Source organism: Rhodopirellula sp. UH5, from assembly GCF_056839225.1.
Window position 1 is genome coordinate 118,462 of record NZ_CM166390.1, and the last position, 20,327, is coordinate 138,788.

Sequence of the window (20,327 nt, forward strand, 5' to 3'; positions counted from 1 at the left end):
TCCCGTTCAATCGCTCTGTGTGTCGGTTGCTCGATCTTGGTGAAACCAGATCTCAAAAATTTCTGCACGACCGGCTCCCCATTTCCGCTCGCTATACGGGATGCGGCCAACTCCGGGGTCATCGTCTTCACCTTGGTTCATTTTGTCGTCTGTCCAGAGGACCGCGACAGCTTGATCCCCTTGCTGCGACCCATCATCCAATCGGTACCCAAGGCGTTCCCAGGTGCTGAGCGTCCAATCGCGGTCGTCTGCTCCCATTGATCGCAACGAGTCCAACGACCTGGGAAAACGTTCGTTCTCAACTTGGTATTTCCGCACATAGACAGCCGTCAGCGTCCATTTTCTGGAATCGTGGAAATTGTCATACTGCTGTTTTCCGTATGCGCTTGAGACATCCCAGTCCTGTCGCATCCAGCGATTCAGCGTTGCGAAGGGCACGGACACCAAGCTCCGCGACCCATCCACGATTGTCCGTTCCGCATCTCGTTTCCGTCGCGCACCCTTGCGATCGCGTCGCACCCCACGATCGGATTCAAGGGCATCGCGTGGTTGCATCCATTCCAGAGCCGCCATCGCATGAATCGCCGATGCTCCGAACGGTTGGATCGATCGCAGGTCAGGATCGGTGAAGCGAACCCAGGATCCCTCATCCTGCAGCGGACCCCAAGCCACAAAACTCGACAACCGAGATTCGTTCCATTCGTCGGGATCGGAGCCCTGGATTTCACTTGTCAAAGCAACGAGTTCAGTGAGTTGTTCCTCATTCCAGAATGAATGAGTGACCGATTGCCGAACCAGGCGAAGCCACTGCGTCGACAAATTCCATTGCGACCAGGCTTGGAACCCGCTCGATTGTCCCAGCAGTTCAATGAACTGTCTCCATTGTCGCAGCAGCGAAATGGCACGTTCCGTGTCACCGGCATGATATGCCAATCGAAACTCGTCCGCTAAAAGCTCCGGGACAGAGCCGTGGTTGCTGCCTGACATCCACAGGCGACGCGAGGAAAACGATACTTCGACGGGGATGGAAGCCTCGCTTTTCAGCAGGTTTTCGAGCTTTTGAATGAGTGGCTGAGCTTCTTCACTCATCAGTGCAGCGAACGGTTCGGCTGGCCACGGCTCATCTGGCGGTACGAGGTCATCCAGTCCTTCCACTGTGTCTCGCGACATTTCCCGCAACGCAGTCACGGCATCAGATAGCTCGGTCCATTCCGCTGAACGTTCGTTCGTTCCTGCGGCGGTGTACCGATCGTAAATTTGGGTGGTGGTGACGGGGACACCTCTGTCGGCCATTTCGTTGACCACGGAACGGTATTCGCCCTTGGCCCAATACTCTCGCCCCACACCCCAGGCGATCGCCAGGACCACTAGGATCGGCGGGCACCACATCCAGAGGGAATATCGAAAATCAGATGCTCGTTGGCTCATTGGTCTTCCTCCTCAGTGGGGACATTCGATTCAGACTGTGTCTCGGTCTCGACCTGTGTTTTGGCTTGCGAACGCTGCCAAATTTCCTGCCCTTCCTTCTCCCAGGCTTCAAACCAACTGACTGCGGGATACCCATAGAATCGACGAGGGTGCAGAGTGTATTTCGCGGAGCTCGCATTGTCGCTGTAGGGCCCGGTTTCAAAGTCGCCACCTGGCCGCCCCAGCAATTCGTGCAGTGCTCGGAACTCGGATTCCAGTTCGCCGCCCGCCTTCTGTTTTTCCAAAATTTGCAAGCACCGATCCACCACTGCGCCGAAACCCTTTTGCACGATGCTCGCTCGCCAGTTCAGTGGAACACGAGCAAACCAATCGTCGTTTGCACTCACGCCATACCATTGGCCGGGTTCCGAAAGTTCAAGATCCAGGTGCCAGCTCACCAGCAACGCCCGCCGGCGAGCCGATTGTCGGTCGTCAAACGCTGCGACTTGTTCCGCCGCCCGCCGAAAGAACGGCTCCGATTGAAGCGGCTGCATGGCTTCGTCAGATAGATTGTTGACTAGCCACTCTTCCACATAGTCGGCCATCTCTTGGTCGAACCAGCGGCCGCTCAGTCGCAACCGTCGGGCGGCCGTGGTCAATCGATCAACAAAAGCGGCCAGCTCCTCTTTTGATGTCTCACTCGGATTCTGCTTCCATCGCAGCTTGGTGAGTGAAGCCATCTCCAGGCTGTTTTGAATGATCCAGGTGTCGGCCCGCAGCGGAGTGTCGGCTTGATCTCCAATCATCATCCAGGTGTCCGGCGACGTGTAATTTCGCTGATGGAACCGTTGCACCGCGGTTTCGCCATCCACATCTCCCAGCACGCTGGAAAAGTCGTCGCGAAGATCTAGATCGCCCATCCGCATCGAGGCAAAGTTCATGGAGCTCCCTTTGCTGAGCCTTCTTGCTTCCGGCAACAGTTCCGCCACGCGTTCTTCAGGCATGCTCGGGAACTGTGATTTCGCAATCCAAACGGGAAGGCTGGGCAAGAGTGAAAACAGCAAGCCGGCGACCACCATCGTCGACCAGTACTTCCAACCACGCCTTCCATCCATGAAGTCTCGCATGGTCCACCAGGTGGCCACGAAAGGAAGCGTTGCGATCAGGAGCAACCACCCCAGTCGAACGCCGTTGCCCACTCCCGCGACGGACAACATCACTAGTGCGAGCAGCGATAGAACTGGAGCCAGGAAAGCAGACGCCGCCAACATCGGCACGACTTGGCTGGTCCACTGCGACACGCCATACACGATGGCAAACACTGCTAGAAGCGTGAACAAAGACACCTCAAACATCAAAGGCTGTTCGTTTGAATGATAGCTTTGCGGTGTCCCCAAAATGGACTGGATACCCACAATCAATAGCGTGACTGCTGACATCAAGCTGACCGCAAACCAGTGTCTGCCCACCCAGGCCCGCCAGGGAGCGACACCCCGGTCCGCCAAGAACTTCAGTCGCGTCGCCGAGCCGTCGCCGGAAAAGACCGCGACACCCAACCAGGACACCGCCAGCAATGCCAAGGCAATTGAGACCTGAATCAACACCATGGTCCAATCGGATGGCGTGCCGATGTGATTCGTCAGAACCAACCAGGCGACCGCACCAGCCAGCAATGGGACGCTCAATCCAATCGACATCCACGGAGAACCGTGAATGTTTTGCCAGACCAGCGAAGCAAGCGAGTCGCGAAAAGGCATCGCTGTTGGTACCGGGGCATCCGGTGGTCGCCAAGCGTCTGCCGAGGACAGCGTGTTTCGACTGGGAAGAACCTCCGGCTCATCCGCTTGCAAATCCTTGAGTCCTGATCGGTAGGCGAACCAACCCATGATCGGAATCGCTGCCAATGTCACCAGGCTCATCACCCAGGTCTTCTGTGTCACGTTGGTGTATTGGATGGAAGATGAATGGGGGATCGCGAACCAGATTTCCGCAAATATGAACGGCAACAGAGCCAGCGGAATGATCCACACCAATGCTGGGAACGCGTTCTTGTTTTTCCAGGCCGTGTAAAAGCCGCACAGCAGCACATAGACCGAATGGAGAAACCAAAAGGCAGGATGGATTTGTCGCCACTCAGACAATTCACCAACACCACCGCTGTCCAACCCGGCGACGAAACTCAGGATGCCGCAGCCAAGCCACATCGCGATCAATCCCGCGAAAGCGACAGCCAATTTCGTCATGACAATTGGCCGCGTCGGAATTGGAAGCGACGCCAGCCAACGCAGTGAACGCGTTTCCTTTTCGTGGCTGATCAGAATCGCACCGGCTCCCGCAGCAAACAGGGCTGGCATGATCATCGGAACAATGTCGCCTGCGGCCCGCAGGGTGATGCTCAGTTGCTGGGAGGTAGACGCCCAAACCACGATCAGGAAGGCAGAAACCGCGAACAGCATCGCGATCAGCGGAATGATCTGCTTCGCCTCCTTCCAAAACAGTCCTTGCCAAATTCGTGCATGGTTCATGATCGCTCTCCCGTGGTGACCACTTCCGAATCGGACTGCGAGCCTCCGCCCTCGGGATCATCCGACTGGCGAGATGACGCGTGGGATCCCTCCGGCGGATCCGCTGGCCGGAAGAAACCTTTTCGAGTGTGGGCGATGAAGATCTCCTCCAGCGTCATTGTGCGGTCTTTCACCGCGACGACGCCGGCGGCCGATTCGATCACCGGGATCATGGACGGCTCAAAGTTCCGCACCAACACTCGACGCTGACGGCCTTGGTTTTCTTCCAGCAACGTTTGGGCTGGCTCGGGAAGCGTCGGGACTTCCACCAAGGGATCGTCCAGCGACACGGTCAGTTCTGTCATCGAGCCCTTCAAATCGTTCAGCGGTTCGCAGGCTTGGAGTTTGCCGTTGTGGAGGATTCCGATCGTGTCGGCGACCCGTTCGACTTCGTTGATTTGATGGCTGGAAAGGAACACGGTTCGGCCCGATGCGGCCCTGCCGATCATGCTTTCCAGGAACTCACGGCGAACCATGGGGTCCAATCCAGACGTCGGTTCATCCAGGATCAGCAGTTCGGGATCGTGCGCGAGAGCCAATGACAAAGCGACCTTGGCTCGTTGGCCTTTGCTGAGCACGCGAATTTTGCGGTCCTCGGGGATCTCGTACTTCGCGATTGATTCGCGGTAGTTTTCGTAGAAGCCATCCGGGTAGAACGAGGCCGTGAACCAACCGATTTGCCCGACCGTCATCCAGTCGTAAAGGGCTGGGTTGTCAGAGACGTATCCGACCCGGCGACGGACTTCCAACGGTTGTTTCAGCGGATCGAAATCGCAAACGGAGGCCGAACCGGAGGTCGGTTTCTGGAACCCGGTGAGGATCCGAATCAGCGTGGTCTTGCCCGCACCGTTTTCTCCCAGGAGGGCAAACACGGTCCCGGGCTGGATCTTGAGGTCCACACCCAGCAACGCGTCACAGCCTCGGAAACGCATGGTCAGTTGATCGGTCGAGATGACGGGGTTCATGATGACGATCCTGCTTCGATGAGATGGTGGTCAGTGTGCGTCGAATCAAACGCGGAGGAGCCATCCGGCTCGCCCGCACGGCAAGCTCATTGCAACTCGGCAATCGCTTCGATGGTTCCGTCGAGGGTCCGCAGTTGCTCGTCAACGAGCTTGCGGACCTCCTTGGCTGACAGTCCGGCCTGCAAAGCCTCGGTCAGAACCGCGGACAGGCGTTCGGCGAGGATGGATTGTCGCTGTTTTCGACAACGCTCGACGGCGCCCTTGCAAACCACGACGCCGCGTCCGCGAAGCGTTTCGATCACGCCCTCGGATTGCAGGTCTTGGAACGCCCGAGCCACCGTGTTCGGGTTGACTGCCAATTGCTGACTGAGTTGCCGAACGCTGGGGAGAAGTTGTCCCGGACGCAAGGTTTGCTCCGCGACGGCGAATTTCACTTGGCGAACGATCTGAGAATAGATCGGAACGCCGTTGGAAGGGTCGACTGTAAAGAACATGTTCGCACCGATGCCCAAAGCTGGTTAACTGGTGTACTGGTTAAACGGTACAGCGGTGAGGCAGTGGGGTCAAGCGATTTCTTGAAAAGAAAATTTGGGGGAGGCTTTTGGCCAGCAACAGCTTCGTAGCCGGATTCGTCAAGAATTCGGTTGGTGACGGGTGCTTGGTTGCAAACGAGTCAGGCAACGCGGATCGCGGGGATTGTCTTTGACGCAGAGACGCCAGGGCGCAGAGACGCAGGGAGTTGCTCAAGCGAGAGGATGATTCGAGGGAATCAGTGGCTCGGAAGATCGAGATTTTTATGCGGAGGTTGATGGTCCTCTGCGCCTTCGCGCCTCTCCGCCTCTGCGTCAAGTTTTTCAGCCGTAGGTCAGGTTGTACCTGACGCTCAAGCCGATGCTTTGGAAGAAAGCGAGGCGAGAAGAAGGCTTGGCACAATGGCTATGCAAGCTATCCAGTCACCATCGCCAGGTGGAACCTGGCCTACTTTTGCTCCGGGCCTTCGCGTTGAATTGGGTGAGTCCAAATTCTGGCGAATCCGGCTACTCCGAGTCAGAGACGGCTCGCTAAGCCTGCGTCAAAACCATGATGCGGATGGGGTGCTCGGGATCGTCGTCCATTTCCACCGTGTGCTCGGTGTAGTCCCACGGTTTGTCTTTCACCCATTGGGAAAATTCCGTTGCGATCAACCGTTGCGGGTCGCTCAGAATCAATTGCCCGTCTTCGGTCAAGTGTTCGGCGGCCGACTGCAACAGTTCGGGCCACAGCGTTCGCAGGTACGTGACATCGCTGCCCAAGATAAAGGGAAACTTCTTGGGTGCCAAAGAATCCTCGCCCAGCCGGAAGACTTGCACATCCGTGTGCAGTCCCAGTCGCGACAAACTGAGCCGCACCAATTGCAGCGGGTCTTCCACGCCGTCGGTCAAGGTCACGCGAGCCCCACGCAGCAGAGCAGCGATGCCGGCGTGTCCAGTTCCACAGCCGACTTCCAAGACATCTTGGTTGTGGATCGGGACTCGGTCTAGGAATCGATCCAGCCCCGAGGCGGCCCGCCAGGTGGTCGCCCAAAACGGATCGATCACGCCTTCTTCGCCAGCATCCTGCCGCTCGCAGGCCTCGATCAGCATCGCGTCGGGGTCCGAGGCGACCGCCAGCGGCCGTTCTTGGCCGGCGATCAAGGTGTCTTCCCAGTGCCAAGCGAATGAAAGCGAGTCGGCCATGTTGAGCTGTGTTGGTGAAAGATCAGATGAAGAGAGAAGCGGCGTGTCGCCAAGTACGATGGCCTTCCCAGGCCGTCGTGTTCTGCATGGACGGTCTTGGAAGACCATCCTACGGGTGTGTGGGAAGGCCATCCTAGGTTGGATCAGTTGCGGTGCAGCAGTTCGGCGGCGTCGGCGGCGAAGTAGGTCAGCACCCCGTCAGCTCCGGCTCGCTTGAATGACAACAGGCTTTCGAGGATCACCGCGTCACCGTTCAGCCAGCCCGCGTCGGCTGCTCCCCGCAGCATCGCGTATTCGCCGCTGACTTGGTAGGCAAACGTTGGCACGCCGAAGGTTTCTTTCACGCGAGCGACAATGTCGAGGTATGGCATCCCGGGTTTGACCATCACGCTGTCAGCTCCCTCGGCCAGGTCGAGGGCGACTTCCGCGATCGCTTCGTCGGATTGAGAGGGCGATTGCTGATAGGTTTTTTTGTCGGCCGCGCCAAGGTTGGCGGCCGAACCGACGGCATCGCGAAACGGGCCGTAGAAGGCGCTGGCGAATTTCGCGGCGTACGACATGATTTGAACGCTTGAGTGGCCGGCTTCGTCCAGCGCGGTGCGGATCGCGCCGATGCGTCCGTCCATCATGTCGCTGGGCGCGATGATGTCACATCCCGCTGCGGCTTGCACGATCGCTTGCTTGCACAGCACGTCGACGGTTTCATCGTTGATGACTTGCCCGTCGCGAACCAAGCCGTCTTGGCCGTGGCTGCTGTAGGGGTCCAGGGCCACATCGAGGATCACGCCCAGCGAATCGCCAACCGCGTCTTTGATTTGGCGGGTGACCCGGCACACCAGGTTGTCGGGATTGAACGCTTCGACCGCGTCCTCGGATTTCAGTTTCGGATCCGTGGCCGGAAACAACGCGATCGCGGGGATGCCCAGGTCGACCGCTCGCTTGGCCGTGGCCACGATTTCGGTTTCTCCCAGCCGGTTCACACCGGGCAGCGATCCGACGGGTTGCTGGCCCGATCCATCCATCACGAACAGCGGCCAGATCAAATCGTCGACCGACAAAGTGGTTTCTCGGACGAGGCGGCGCGACCAATCCGTCGCTCGAACGCGTCGCAATCGGGTGGCGGGGAAGGCGGCACGCGGAGCGGGTGGGCCAGAAAAACGGGACAAAACGAGCACCCATGAAATCGTTGGAGGAACAGCAGCGGCGATCGCGGCGAGGCACAATTCACCGCCAGACGTTTCCCATTTTGCGTCACAGAACGTGCCAGGCCTACCCGGCCGATCTGCTAAACTGATTCCCCGCTTCACCACGTCTCGGAAGGGACGTTTTCGAATTTCACCTTGCCCCACCCACCCCACAGATTCAATGCCGATGAAATTTCGACTTTGCACCCTGCTCGCCGCGTTCGCGGTGCTCGCCTCGTCCACGGTTGCCACTGCACAAGATTCAGCCGAGCCCAAGCCGCTGAATGTGTTGCTGATCGACGGCCAAAACAACCACAAGTGGCAAGAGACCACGCCTCTGATCCAAGCCACCTTGGAATCGGGGGACTTCGCCCAGGTCACCGTCGCAACCGCGCCGGGCAAGGGCGAAGACAAATCTGGTTTTGCACCCAAGTTCGCGGACTACGACGTGGTGGTTTCGAACTACAACGGCGAAGCTTGGTCGAGCGAAACCGAAAAGGCCTTCGAGACCTATGTTGGTGACGGTGGCGGGTTCGTGACCGTTCACGCGGCCGACAATTCCTTTCCGAACTGGGATGCCTACAACCGCATGATCGGCGTGGGCGGTTGGGGCGGCCGGAACGAAAAAGATGGTCCCTATGTCCGTTGGAAAGAAGACCAAAAGAAGTTCACTCGTGACATGTCCAAAGGTGGCGGCGGTCAACACGGCAAACGGGTTCCGTTCATGATGGTCGTTCGCGATGCTTCGCACCCCATCACCTCTGGATTGCCCAAGTCGTTCCTGCAAGTCGCCGATGAATTGTACGGCAAACTGCGTGGCCCGGCCGAGAACATGAACGTGTTGGCGACCGCGTACAGCAACCCAGCCACGGGCGGCACGGGCGAACACGAGCCGATCCTGATGACAATCGAATTTGGGAAGGGCCGTGTCTTCCACACCACGCTCGGACACGATGTTCCTGCCATCAAGGGGCTGGCGTTCCAAACCACACTGCGTCGCGGCACCGAGTGGGCCGCCACCGGCAACGTCACCTTGCCTGCCGTTTCCGCTGGCAAAATGGGCAGCGACGACGCGGCGACGGGAGAACCCGACAAGGCATCTGGAGTCGAGGGCGATGGAGCAGCTGCCGCATCGAACAGCAACGTCAACTTTGATGCAGCGCCCGATTTGAAAGCAGACGGATGGAAGTCGTTGTTCGACGGAAAGAGCCTGGACGGATGGAACCGCAAAAACGGAACCGCCAAGTACCGAGTCGAAGATGGCTCGCTCGTCGGCACGACCTCGGAAGGCAGCCCGAACTCGTTCTTGTGCAGCAACGAGAACTACGGCAACTTTGAGCTGACGTTCGAAGTCAACGTGGACCAAGGCCTGAACAGCGGCGTCCAAATCCGTTCGCAGTCACGCGAAAAGGGGGGGCGAGTCTACGGTCCCCAGGTCGAAATTGAATCCGCTCCTGGCGAAGCCGGGTACCTCTACTCGGAAGCCACCGGCCGCGGATGGATCACGAAAGAGCAGCCGATCAAGGATGCGTACAAGAACGACCAGTACAACCGTTACCTGGTTCGAGCCCACGGGAACCGGATGCAAGTTTGGATCGGCGACCAAAAGATCAGCGATATCCAAGACCCTGAATCCTCCACCAACGGGTTCCTCGGATTGCAGGTCCACGGCATCAAGGCTGGCACCGGCCCGTACGAAGTTCGCTGGCGTGACATCCAAATTCGCGAACTGAAGTAGTTGAGCTGAATGGATGGATTTGGCCGTTGGCCATTTGGGGCGTGCTCGGAACGTCTAAACAACCCCGCCCGTTGCAAGGTCGTGGCGTTTATCGAGGCCGCGTTTTAGCTGGTTTTTACACGCGCACCTCTCCCGAAACGAAGTTTGGGGAGAGGTCGAGCGACGCCGTTCAGGCGTACGCGAGGGTGAGGGCCGAGCAGGGGATGGGCGCGGACTGCCCTCCCCCGGAAATCTCGCTGAACGCTCGCTTTCCGACCCCTCCCGTTTCACGGGCGGGGTTTGCAAGACGTCAGGAACACAGCACTTCAAAACTGCACGACCTCCTTCCTCGGGCGGGCTTCGCAGGACGCAACAAACACCGCGTTTAAAGACTGCACGGCCACTCTCCCCAAAAACTTCGTTTCGGGTGAGGGGGATTGCGTGGAAACGTGCCGGCAAGCGTCGTCACTCGTCACCCGTCGGGATTCGTTTCAGGGCTTCTTCTCGCGAGTTGAGTTTGCCGTCGAGTTGATCGTCGCGAATGGATTGCAGGATGGCTTTGAATTCTGGGCCAGGACGCATGCCGCTCGAGATCAAGTCGGCTCCGGTGACCAAGGGTGGCGGATCGAGTTCGTTGGGGTCGCCCGACAAAGCTCGGCCGGCTCGGGCGACACCGCGAGATTTCGGCGCCAGGGCCCGCGCGGTGCCCACGATCGTTGGTGCATCGGTATCGACCAGGATTGGCTGCAACTTGGACCAAGCCAGTCCGTCGCACTGAGTGATCGTTTCCGCGTGAGTCAGGGCGGCTTCGATCGCGCGGCGTTCCGCGACGGAGAGTTTCCAGTCGTCGAAGATCAATCGCAGGGTGTGCATCGAATCGCCGGGCAGGTGAAACAAGGCGATTGCCATCGCGACTTCGAAGGAAGGTCGTTTGGCGGCCTGGATCGCGGTCGAAAATTCGGTCCAGTTCATGGTTTGCAGTTGCGGCCAGATATGAAGCGACAATCCGGTGTCGACCAGGGTTTCCAAACCAAAGTCGACCGCGGGGGCGGTCATCACGCGGCGCATCTCGGCTCCGATGCGTTCGCCGCTGACCACGCTGATATCGCTGGCGTGATTTTGGATGGCGGCAAAGGTTTTGTGTTCGATCGAAAACCCGAGTGTGGTCGCGAACCGGACGGCACGGAGCATCCGCAGTTTGTCTTCTTCGAAACGCTGAATCGCCTTGCCGATCGTTCGCAGGTGTCCTTTGGCGAGGTCATCGACTCCGCCGACGTGGTCGATGATTCGTGATTCAAAAACGTCGTAGAACATCCCGTTGATGGTGAAGTCGCGGCGCAGTGCATCGGCTTCGGCATCGCCGTAAGTGACGCTGTCGGGGCGACGGCCATCGGAGTAGCTTCCGTCGGCGCGGAAGGTGGCCACTTCGGTCGGCATCAATTTGCCGGCGGATTCCTTGGCGTTGCTGGCCGGGTGTTCGGTCGTTTCGGGGCGTGGTGGCAGCACGCCGATCACGCCGAAGGATTCCCCAAACGCCAGCGTGTTGCGTTTTCCAAACACATCGCGGACGGAATCGGGAGTTGCATCGGTGGCGACGTCGAAGTCCTTTGGTGTGCGGCCGAGCAGCGCGTCTCGAACGCAGCCCCCCGCCAGAACAGCCTCAAAGCCAGCGTTCTTCAGTTCGGTGATGATGCGAACCGCTTCGGCGGCAGCGGGCGAATTCAGGATTTCAGTCGGGAAGTCAGGCATCGGCGAGTGGGAAGTCGAGTTTTTTGGTGCGACGATTTCACGGGGTGTTGTTCCGCCCGAGTTTCGAAAAGACGCTACCATACCGAGTCGTTTGAATCTTCCGACCATTGTCGCTCCTGTCCATTTTCTCACACGTTTGAATTCTCTGGTGTCTGCTGAATTTGCTTCCTCGCCCGATCGATTCACGGACGCCGAGTTGGTCGCGTTTCTGGACGAACAGCTCGAGCCGTCGCGGTCCTCCGCCATTGAACAAGCGGTGCGAGAAGACGAAGAGCTGCGTCAGCGACTGATCCAATTGCGTGGCCAGGATGTCGCTGGGTTGCACACAATTGGTGCAATTTGGCGTCGTCAGCAGCTTTCCTGTCCCGATCGGGCGGTGCTGCAGGCTTACGTTGCCAATCAGTTGGAACCCGAGATGGCGGACTATGTTCTGTTTCACTTGACTGAAATTGGATGCCGCGTTTGCCGTGCCAATTTCGATGATTTGAACCAGCAACTGGCGCGGGGCCGATCGACGGAAGAGGCCGCATCGCGTCGTCGGCGAATGTTCCAAACCAGCGCCGGTCACTTGCGCCGCCACGACTGACCGCCGGGATGTTTGTTGAGCGTGTCGATCTGCTGGTGACGCGGCGTGTCCGGATCAGGCCTCAAACGTCGCGGAAACCCCGTGATTTTGCCGGTTTCAGGTGTCTTGACTGATTGACCTAACTACGTGCGCCAAATACCCTTTGCGGCCAAACGTTCTTTTGATTTCCAAACCCCACACAGGGATTGACAGCGACGATGGCAAAAAAAGACAAGATGGTTTACTACTTCGGCAAAACGAAGACCGAAGGAAAAGGCGGAAGCAAAGCCATCCTGGGCGGTAAAGGCCTGAACTTGGCCGAAATGACTTCCATCGGACTGCCGGTCCCTCCCGGGTTCACGATCACCACTGAAGTTTGCGACGGCTACTACAAAGCTGGCAAGAAGCTTCCCAAGGGATTGATGGACGAAATTCAGGACGCCGTCAAAATCCTGGAAAAGGAACTCGGCAAGAACTTCGGCGACAACGAAAACCCGTTGCTCGTCAGCGTCCGTTCTGGTGCAGCCGTCTCGATGCCCGGGATGATGAACACCATTTTGAACCTCGGACTGAATGACGAAGCGACCGAAGGTTTGGCCAAAGCGACCAAGAACGAGCGTTTCGCTTTCGACGCTTACCGCCGCTTGATCAACATGTACGGCGACGTCGTGATGGGCCTGCATCACGAGCAGTTCGAAGCTGCGTTTGACAAGGTCAAGAAAAAACACAACGTCACCGAAGACACCGAAGTTCCTGCCGAAGGTTTGCGTGAACTTTGCGATGCTTACAAAGCGGTCTACAAGAAGGGCACCGGCGAAGACTTCCCTCAAGACCCGATCAAACAACTTCAGTTGGCCATCGAAGCCGTCTTCGGTTCCTGGAACGCTGACCGTGCGATCAGCTATCGCCGCATCGAATCGGCCAAGGGCAACACCGAGATCAACGACTTGATCGGCACCGCCGTGAACGTCCAGGCCATGGTTTATGGCAACATGGGCGACGACTCGGGAACGGGGGTCGGTTTCACTCGTGACCCCAACACCGGGCAGAACAAGTTCTACGGCGAATTCCTGATCAACGCTCAGGGCGAAGACGTTGTGGCTGGTATCCGGACACCACAGCCGGTCGCCGAAATGACCAAGTGGGACAAAGCGGCTCACAAAGAGCTGATGGAAATCAAGAAGAAACTGGAAGACCACTACACCGACATGCAGGACATCGAGTTCACGATTGAGCGTGGCAAGTTGTTCATGCTGCAAACTCGGAACGGAAAGCGAAACGGCATCGCGGCTGTGAAGATCGCTTGCGACATGGTCAAAGAAGGTTTGATCACCGAGAAGGACGCCGTTCTTCGTGTTCCTGCTTCGGACTTGACTCACTGCTTGTTGCCTTCGTTCAAACCCACCGCTCGCAACGCCGCCGACGTGTTGTGCCGTGGTTTGAATGCGTCGCCAGGCGCTGCGGTTGGCAAGTTGGCCTTCACCGCGACCGATGCTCGTGAACGTTTCGAAGCTGGCGAAAACGTCATCTTGGTTCGTCGCGAAACCAGCCCAGAAGACGTTGAAGGTATGTCCGCTGCCGTTGGTATTTTGACCAGCACCGGTGGAGCAACCAGCCACGCTGCTGTGGTTGCTCGCGGTTGGGGCAAGTGCTGCGTCGCGGGTGCCAGCGAAGTGGAAATCAACGAAAAAGCCAAGACGATCACCGTCGGCGGACGCAAATTCACCGCCAAGGACACGATCAGCCTCGATGGCACGACCGGCGAAGTGATGGCGGGCGAAGTCGAAACCCAAGAGCCCAAGTTGTCTGGCGATTTCGCCAAGTTGATGAAGTGGGCCGATCAATACCGTCGCCTTTCGATTCGCACCAACGCGGATTCACCTGCCGACAGCAAGCGTGCCCGTGACTTCGGTGCCGAAGGCATCGGACTGTGCCGCACCGAGCACATGTTCTTCGAAGCTGATCGCATCATTCACATGCGTGCCATGATCTTGGCCGAAAACGAAGATGCTCGTCGTGCTGCCCTGAAGAAGTTGTTGCCGTTCCAACGCAAAGACTTCGAAGGCATTTTCAAAGCCATGAAGGGTTGCCCCGTGACCGTGCGGTTGCTGGATCCACCATTGCACGAGTTCTTGCCACACGAACCAGCCGCTCAAAAGCAAATGGCCGAAGAGTTGGGCGTCAAGTTGGGCGAGATCAAAAAGCGTGGTGCGGCTCTTCACGAGTCCAACCCAATGCTCGGCCACCGTGGTTGCCGTCTCAGCGTGACTTACCCCGAAATCTTGGAAATGCAGGTCCAGGCAATCGTCGAAGCAGCGATCAGCTGTGCCAAGAAGAACATCGACGCTCAGCCCGAGATCATGATCCCGTTGGTCGGCACCGCTGCTGAACTTCGTATCTTGCGTGAAAAGGTGGAAGAAACGATCGAAGCAACCAAGGCTGCCAAGAAGTTCGAAGGCGACCTGAGCATCTTGATCGGGACCATGATCGAGATTCCTCGTGCTTGTTTGACCGCCAACGAAGTGGCTGAGTACGCTGATTTCTTCAGCTTCGGCACCAATGACTTGACGCAAATGACGTTCGGTTATTCCCGCGATGACGTCGGCGGATTCTTGCCCGATTACATCGAGCACAAAATCGTTCCCGTCGACCCCTTCCAGTCGCTGGACACCAGCGGTGTGGGACAGCTCGTCGAAATGGGCGTCGCCAAGGGCCGTAGCGTCAAGAAGAAACTCAAGGTTGGTATCTGTGGCGAGCATGGTGGTGACCCCGCCTCGATCGAGTTCTGCAACGCAGTTGGACTGGACTACGTTTCGTGCAGCCCTTTCCGCGTGCCAATCGCACGTTTGGCCGCTGCTCAAGCTGCACTGAAGGCGTAGTGAATCGAGCCAAACTGGCACCATTCCACGAATGATTGATGGGCCGCGAGACCGGAGGAACCCTCCGCCTCGCGGCCTTTTTTTGTGCGTGGGCAGCAGGCCAGGTCATGACTCGGGATCGACGCCGATGCTTTGAAACAAAGCGAGTCCTGACATTGAAACACAAGATGGCAATGGTTCAGCGGTGCCGCGTTGCTGGGTTCGCCAGAATCCTGACGTCGTCCACGTGGGCCATGTCTCCCATGGCGCTGGGTGAAATGCCGTGACAACGGACGCTCGCGAAGGATCGTCGGTTCGTGTGCTCGCCTCGCTTCTTTCGAAGCATCGGCTCGATCGCCAAGTGGAACCTGGCCTACTGACTGCGTTACCATAGAATTTAGATGGTGACCAAGCACGGACGCCGGCTAACAACTCTCCATCCCAACCAGTCTGCCATGCCACGCCGCCGAGTCCTTTTGATGGCCAGTTCGATGCGTGGCGGCGGAAGCGAACTGCAAACCGCGATGCTGGCTCGGCATCTGGATCGCGAACGGTTCGACGTGCATTTGTATTTGACAGAGGCGGTTGGCGATCTGCTGAACACCATTCCAGATGATGTGGTTGTTCATCATCCGCCGGAGTCATTTCCGCCACGAGTGCTGGACTGGATTCCCGGTGGGATGCTGAAACGACAAGCCGAATGGTTTCGCGATCTGGTGGAGCGGACACAGGTCGATGTGATCTACGACCGAACCTTTCACATGACGCTGATCGCCGGTCATCCTCTTGTTCAGCGTGGTTCGTCAGTGGATCGTCCGCGGGTGTCGACGATTGTCAGTCCGCCCGAGGTGGCGTTGCCATTGGTCGAAAAGCGATTCGTGAGGCTGAAACGGCGGCGATTGGCTCTGGCTTACCGTCGCAGTGCAGTCGTCATCGCGGTCAGTGATGTCGCTCGTCAGTCCGCGATTCAATACTACGGGTTGCCAGAATCGCTGGTGCAAACGATTCGCAATCCCGTCGATGCGGATACGATTCAGAGCCGGCGAGATAACTCGGAAATCCCGGACCGAGACTCTGGTGACGCGTTGAAGTTGGTGGTCGTGGGCAGGCTGACGGAGGAAAAAGGGCATGCCACGCTGCTCGATGCGATTGAACGTTTGATGAGAGATTGGCCCGCTCCATTGCCGACGCTGCATTTTCGATTGATCGGTGACGGGCCACTTCGGGCGGGGCTGGAGTCACGGTGGAAAGACATGGTGTTGGCGGCGGGGCCAAAGGACACGATCCACCGAGTCGAATTTGCAGGGGCGATCCAGCCGGCGTCTACCGAAATCGCTGCAGCGGACGGGTTGGTGCTGCCGTCTCATTTCGAGGGGTTGCCGAACGTCGTTTTGGAGGCGTTTGTTCTTGGGACGCCCGTGTTGGCGACGCGAGCCGGAGGAACGGTGGAATTGCAGGGTTCGGCGGACGTTCCCACGTGTCATTGGGCCGTACCGAAGGATCCCGCCTCGCTGGCCGGAGCCATCCGCGAATTCGCGGGGCAGGCTGAGCAGCGACGCCTGCATGCTGTCAACGCGAACCGGTTCGTGTTGGAGAATCATGATCTGCGAGCCACGGTGGATCGGATCAGTGATCTGCTGATGAGTGCCGGAAAGTAGCATTCCCATTCATTCGACCGGGTCCAGGCGTCTGCACGGCGGCATGGGGGACCTCGTGTTGCGCACGATCCACGCCGATGCAGATTCGCCACGTCGGTTGGTCTCGGTCTGTGGCGGGGGCGGGACCTCGGCAAACAGCCGTGGGAACCCGCACAATCGCTACACTTTCCTACGTTTTGGCGTGTGTCGTCAATTGCGACGTGTTTCAAGCAATTTTGTTGACACTCATTTTTGGCCGTAACTATACTTTCAAATGAAATTCCCGACCACTTTTCTCCATCCGGAACCGACCACCCATGACCCTACTCGGGAAATCCTTTTCGGTCATAATCCTGCTATTGAGCGGGGTTTTCATGGTTTTGGCGCTCGCCGTCAACGCGTCTCACCGCAATTGGCGGGATGTCGTGCTCGGACCTCAGGGTTTGAAGGCCCAGATCGAAACCGTCGCACGCACGAACGAACAGCTTCGTGATTCAAGAGCACGTACTCAATCGTCCTTGGATCGCGAACAAGCCGCTCGTCGAACCGCCTTGGCCGCCCTGCAGACTCAGCTGGACCAGCTGGAATCGCAGTTGCGTGAGAGCGAATCGACCGTGCAGCAGCTGCAAGCCAAAAGCACCGAGCTGGCCCAGATCGACCGGGCTCGCGCGGAAGAGTTGGAAAAGATCACCGCGGACAACACTCGATTGCGTGAGCAAATCCGCACCGAGCAACAAGATCGTGACACCTTGTTCGCACGCACCTTGGAATTGACCGACCAAATGAACAGCCTTCGCGGCGTGGTTCAGTTGCAACAAGACCGCAACGATCAGTTGGCAAACCAGGTGACGCGATACAAAGAAGTCGTCGACGCCGCCGGTTTGAACATGAACGACCCGCTCGATGGTGCTCCGCCAGAACGCAACGGCACCGTCTTGGTCGTCAACCGTCCTCGCAAATTGGTCGAAGTTTCGATCGGCTACGACGATGGACTTCGCAACGGTCATTACTTGGAAGTCACCCGTGGTGGCCGCTATGTGACTCGTTTGAAAGTGCGTGAGACAGAACCGGATCGTGCGGTTGCTGAGATCATGCGGGACTACAGTGAAGGCGTAGTGGAGGAGGGCGATCGTGTCGACACTTCCATCGAGTGATGCTCCAACGGGCAAGCAACCACCGAGTGTTTACACGGTGATGTTGTTGCTGGCGATGTTGTTCATGTTGATCGCGGTCATCGCGATGTTCGTGGAACTGAATCGCTGGGGACCCGATTACTACAAAACCAACACGGCTCGTCCGACCGTGATGCTGACGACGAACAGCCCCTTCCTGGGCTGATCCAAACCAGCCAAGACTGAAACCATCGCACCCAGACCCCGTGTCTGGGTGTTTTCATAGGTGCGTAGCATTTCCTTCCGCCCATAGCCAAGATCACCAGTTTCGGAATCACCGAAGGACGTCGATTTTAGAAGTGATCGATTTCTCAGGTAGGCCGGATCAAGCCGCTTCGGCGCTGCTCCGGCTGGTGAGCCGACACGTTCAGGCGAGTGTTGCGGGCTTTGCGTCGCAAAGCCTCCTTCATTCGGCCTCCGCAGACCAAGCAGGTCGGCAGGAATGATCGGGCATCATCATGTGAGCCGTTTGGGCGTTAGCCCCGGTTGTACGTGGGAGCAACGACGCTTACCGAAACAGTCCAAATGCCGAAAGACTCCTGCCGACCTGCTTAGCACGCTCAAATCGGTCGCTCAGAAGACTGACGGTCCCAAGATGGCCCTGTCCAGTTACTCAGCAGGCGAGTCGGGATCGACATCCGCGAGGTCGCTGGATCCGGTGATGGCTTCCAACAAGCGGTGGGTCAGTTCGGGCGATTTCTTGTTGGTAGGCCGCGATGCATCGGTGGGCCACCGCGTGATCGCTGCGACGCCCCCCAGTGGAGAAGTGTCAAAACGGATCGTGCCTCCACAGGAAAGCACGAGTTTGCGGACCATGGCCAATCCCATCCCGCCTTTTCCGCTCTGGCGATTTCTGCCCAGTGTCTCGAACATTCGGAAGACACGTTCGCGATGTTCGGGGGGAATTCCGTTGCCATCGTCCTCGACGATCACCTCGGCGGTTCCGTCCTCCGCCATCCCTCCGCGAATGATGATTTTTCCGGAAGGCCCCGGATGATGTTTGATGGCATTGTCAATCAAGTTCACCATCACACGCATCATCGGGGATGAGTTGCCAATGACGGTGGGCAGGTCGGAATCCAGCCGCACCTCGAAGTTCGGGTCGGCTTCGACGAACGCGATGGCTTCCAACACGATTTGGTTGAGGTCGACAGGTTCAGTCGATGTGTAGCTTTGGTCAATCCTGGCGTAGGCGAGCAAGCCATCCAGCAACGCTTGCATGCGTTCGATTTGTTTGCTCATCGTCGAGCAATGTTCCCGTACCGATTCAGGGACTTCGTTCCCGGATTCTTCGATGTCCTCGGTGATCCACGTCGCCAGGTTCTGCAGTCCTCGAAGCGGTGATCGCAGGTCGTGCGAGGCGACGTAGGCGAATTGTTCCAGCTCTTGGTTGCTGCGTTGCAGCGCTTCGTTGGTCTGGATGCTGGTTTCCAGAGCGGCGTCCAACGCCTGTTCGATCTCAATCCGACGAGTGATGTCTTGGTGGGTCCCGATCATCCGGACCAGTTTTCCATCGCTGTCATGAATGAAGTCGCCGATCGATTCGATCCAGCGATAGCAACCATCGGAATGCCGAAGGCGAAAAACGTTGAAATACGCGGAGGGATTTCCTTCGGTGACCGTCGCGAGCTGGGTGATTGCGCGATCGTAGTCGTCCGGGTGCAGGCGGTCCTTCCAGCTCTGGAGTGACCAGATGAAATTCGTTGGCAGACCCAGTTGGTGAAGCAACTCCTCTGAGACTTCCACTTCGGACGTCTCCACTTCAAAAACCCAATAGCCGAGCTTCGCGGTTCGGGTCGCAATTCGAAACCGAAGATTCGTTTCGATCAGTTGTTTTTCAATGTCCGTCGTCATGGTTGAAAATGTAGCACAAAGCCGGGGTGAGAGGGGGCTCGGACGTTCCGTTCTTCGGTTCTGGCGGTGCCCACCGAATCTGCTAATCTGGCGTCATGAACGCATCCCCCGACGAGCCAGATTTGGCATTTGACATCGACGCCCTCTTTTCGCATCTCGTGGAAGAGCAAGGGGTGGAGTTGTCTGTGCCGATGGATTGGACGTTCACCCTGCGAGGCGCCGAGATCGGGCAGTTGCGATCCATTGCCGAGACCCTGGATGACTATCTGTGCGAGCTGGAAGAGTCGGTCGAAGAGATCGATGAAAAGGGAAGGTTGTCGCTCGGACGGCCCATGTTGAGTGTGGTCAAGACCGGCGCGTTGGTGCCCAGCGAAGTGAAGAAGATCGCGGACCACATGCAACAGATCGCCGAACGCACCGGGATCGAATACGAAGGCGTGGAAGTGTTCGACGCGATCGATGACGATGAGCTGTTCGATTGGCTGAGTTTGGACGAAGCGGTGTGGCGACTTCGTCATTTCAGTGACAGCGGATTGAATCCCGGCGAAGAGCTGCCATGGGTGTTTCTGCTGATGGGGGAAACCCTGGAGCAAATGCAAAAGCTGGTGGTCGCGTTGGTCGAAGGTGGTTTCCCAAACAGCCAAGCCGACGAAGATCCGGACGAAGCCGGCCGATTTGGCGTCTTCGTGTTTCAAGAAGGCAGCAACGATGAAGAACGCTTGGCCGGTGCCCACAATCAAGTCATGAAGATTGCGAGGGAACATGGTGCCACGTTGGATGGCATTCAGTTCTTGTCAGAAGAGGACTTCGTGGATGTCACTGTCGATCTGGACGACTGATGTCTGACGCATGGGGTGAGAATTCCGGTTGAATCGGCGCACAAAAAAACGTGCGAGGATTGGAATCCTCGCACGTCTTGTTTGCTTTCGCCGAGCAGTCT

15 protein-coding genes are annotated in these 20,327 nt (G+C 57.8%); 7 read left to right on the top strand and 8 right to left on the bottom strand.

What is annotated here, in order from left to right; genetic code table 11:
• Positions 1-6: 6 nt before the first annotated feature.
• The 6 genes from UH5x_RS00430 to hemB all read right to left on the bottom strand — a co-directional run bounded on the left by UH5x_RS00430 (position 7) and on the right by hemB (position 7,826).
• Positions 7-1,428, bottom strand: a complete 1,422-nt coding sequence (locus UH5x_RS00430) for a hypothetical protein (RefSeq protein ID WP_482634323.1) — start codon at positions 1,426-1,428, stop codon at positions 7-9.
• Positions 1,425-3,932 carry an ABC-2 transporter permease gene (locus UH5x_RS00435; protein WP_482634324.1) on the bottom strand — a complete coding sequence of 836 codons (2,508 nt, stop codon included), beginning with the start codon at positions 3,930-3,932 and terminating at the stop codon, positions 1,425-1,427. The genes UH5x_RS00430 and UH5x_RS00435 overlap by 4 nt, the downstream gene beginning before the upstream one ends.
• The gene (locus UH5x_RS00440) at positions 3,929-4,936 is read right to left on the bottom strand and encodes an ABC transporter ATP-binding protein (protein WP_482634325.1); all 1,008 of its coding nucleotides are present in this window, start codon (positions 4,934-4,936) and stop codon (positions 3,929-3,931) included. Before UH5x_RS00440 ends, UH5x_RS00435 begins: the two co-directional genes overlap by 4 nt.
• An 86-nt stretch (positions 4,937-5,022) precedes the next feature.
• A complete protein-coding gene (locus UH5x_RS00445) occupies positions 5,023-5,430 on the bottom strand; it encodes a GntR family transcriptional regulator (RefSeq protein ID WP_047814811.1) in 408 nt (135 codons plus the stop codon).
• 567 nt (positions 5,431-5,997) lie between these two features.
• Positions 5,998-6,651: a class I SAM-dependent methyltransferase gene (locus tag UH5x_RS00450; RefSeq protein ID WP_236696272.1), complete on the bottom strand. Its 654-nt coding sequence runs from the start codon at positions 6,649-6,651 to the stop codon at positions 5,998-6,000.
• Between the two features lie 143 nt (positions 6,652-6,794).
• On the bottom strand, positions 6,795-7,826 hold the full coding sequence (gene hemB / locus UH5x_RS00455; protein WP_482634326.1) for a porphobilinogen synthase: 1,032 nt from the start codon (positions 7,824-7,826) through the stop codon (positions 6,795-6,797).
• A 196-nt stretch (positions 7,827-8,022) separates the two neighbouring features.
• Here hemB and UH5x_RS00460 point away from each other — a divergent pair, with 196 nt between their 5' ends.
• Complete coding sequence (locus UH5x_RS00460) at positions 8,023-9,573, top strand: 3-keto-alpha-glucoside-1,2-lyase-like domain-containing protein (protein WP_482634327.1); 1,551 nt, start codon at positions 8,023-8,025, stop codon at positions 9,571-9,573.
• Positions 9,574-10,017: 444 nt separating this feature from the next.
• Here the strand turns inward: UH5x_RS00460 and UH5x_RS00465 are convergent, their stop codons facing one another.
• A complete protein-coding gene (locus UH5x_RS00465; RefSeq protein ID WP_482634328.1) occupies positions 10,018-11,301 on the bottom strand; it encodes a CCA tRNA nucleotidyltransferase in 1,284 nt (427 codons plus the stop codon).
• 148 nt (positions 11,302-11,449) lie between these two features.
• Between UH5x_RS00465 and UH5x_RS00470 the strand changes: the two genes are divergently transcribed.
• From UH5x_RS00470 to UH5x_RS00490, 5 genes are all read left to right on the top strand, one after another.
• Positions 11,450-11,887: a hypothetical protein gene (locus tag UH5x_RS00470; protein WP_236696273.1), complete on the top strand. Its 438-nt coding sequence runs from the start codon at positions 11,450-11,452 to the stop codon at positions 11,885-11,887.
• A 197-nt stretch (positions 11,888-12,084) separates the two neighbouring features.
• Entirely contained in the window at positions 12,085-14,745 is a 2,661-nt protein-coding gene (ppdK, locus tag UH5x_RS00475) for a pyruvate, phosphate dikinase (RefSeq protein WP_047814814.1), read from the top strand.
• Between the two features lie 434 nt (positions 14,746-15,179).
• Positions 15,180-16,382, top strand: a complete 1,203-nt coding sequence (locus UH5x_RS00480; RefSeq protein ID WP_482634329.1) for a glycosyltransferase — start codon at positions 15,180-15,182, stop codon at positions 16,380-16,382.
• A 353-nt stretch (positions 16,383-16,735) separates the two neighbouring features.
• Positions 16,736-17,515 (top strand): hypothetical protein, encoded by a 780-nt coding sequence (locus tag UH5x_RS00485; RefSeq protein WP_173442666.1) that lies wholly within the window; start codon positions 16,736-16,738, stop codon positions 17,513-17,515.
• On the top strand, positions 17,493-17,699 hold the full coding sequence (locus UH5x_RS00490) for a hypothetical protein (protein WP_482634330.1): 207 nt from the start codon (positions 17,493-17,495) through the stop codon (positions 17,697-17,699). The genes UH5x_RS00485 and UH5x_RS00490 overlap by 23 nt, the downstream gene beginning before the upstream one ends.
• A gap of 443 nt (positions 17,700-18,142) precedes the next feature.
• Here the strand turns inward: UH5x_RS00490 and UH5x_RS00495 are convergent, their stop codons facing one another.
• On the bottom strand, positions 18,143-19,387 hold the full coding sequence (locus UH5x_RS00495) for a sensor histidine kinase (RefSeq protein WP_047814820.1): 1,245 nt from the start codon (positions 19,385-19,387) through the stop codon (positions 18,143-18,145).
• Positions 19,388-19,482: 95 nt separating this feature from the next.
• On the opposite strand from UH5x_RS00495, the gene UH5x_RS00500 reads away from it, so the two are divergent.
• Complete coding sequence (locus tag UH5x_RS00500; protein WP_482634331.1) at positions 19,483-20,226, top strand: ribonuclease E inhibitor RraB; 744 nt, start codon at positions 19,483-19,485, stop codon at positions 20,224-20,226.
• Positions 20,227-20,327 lie beyond the last annotated feature (101 nt).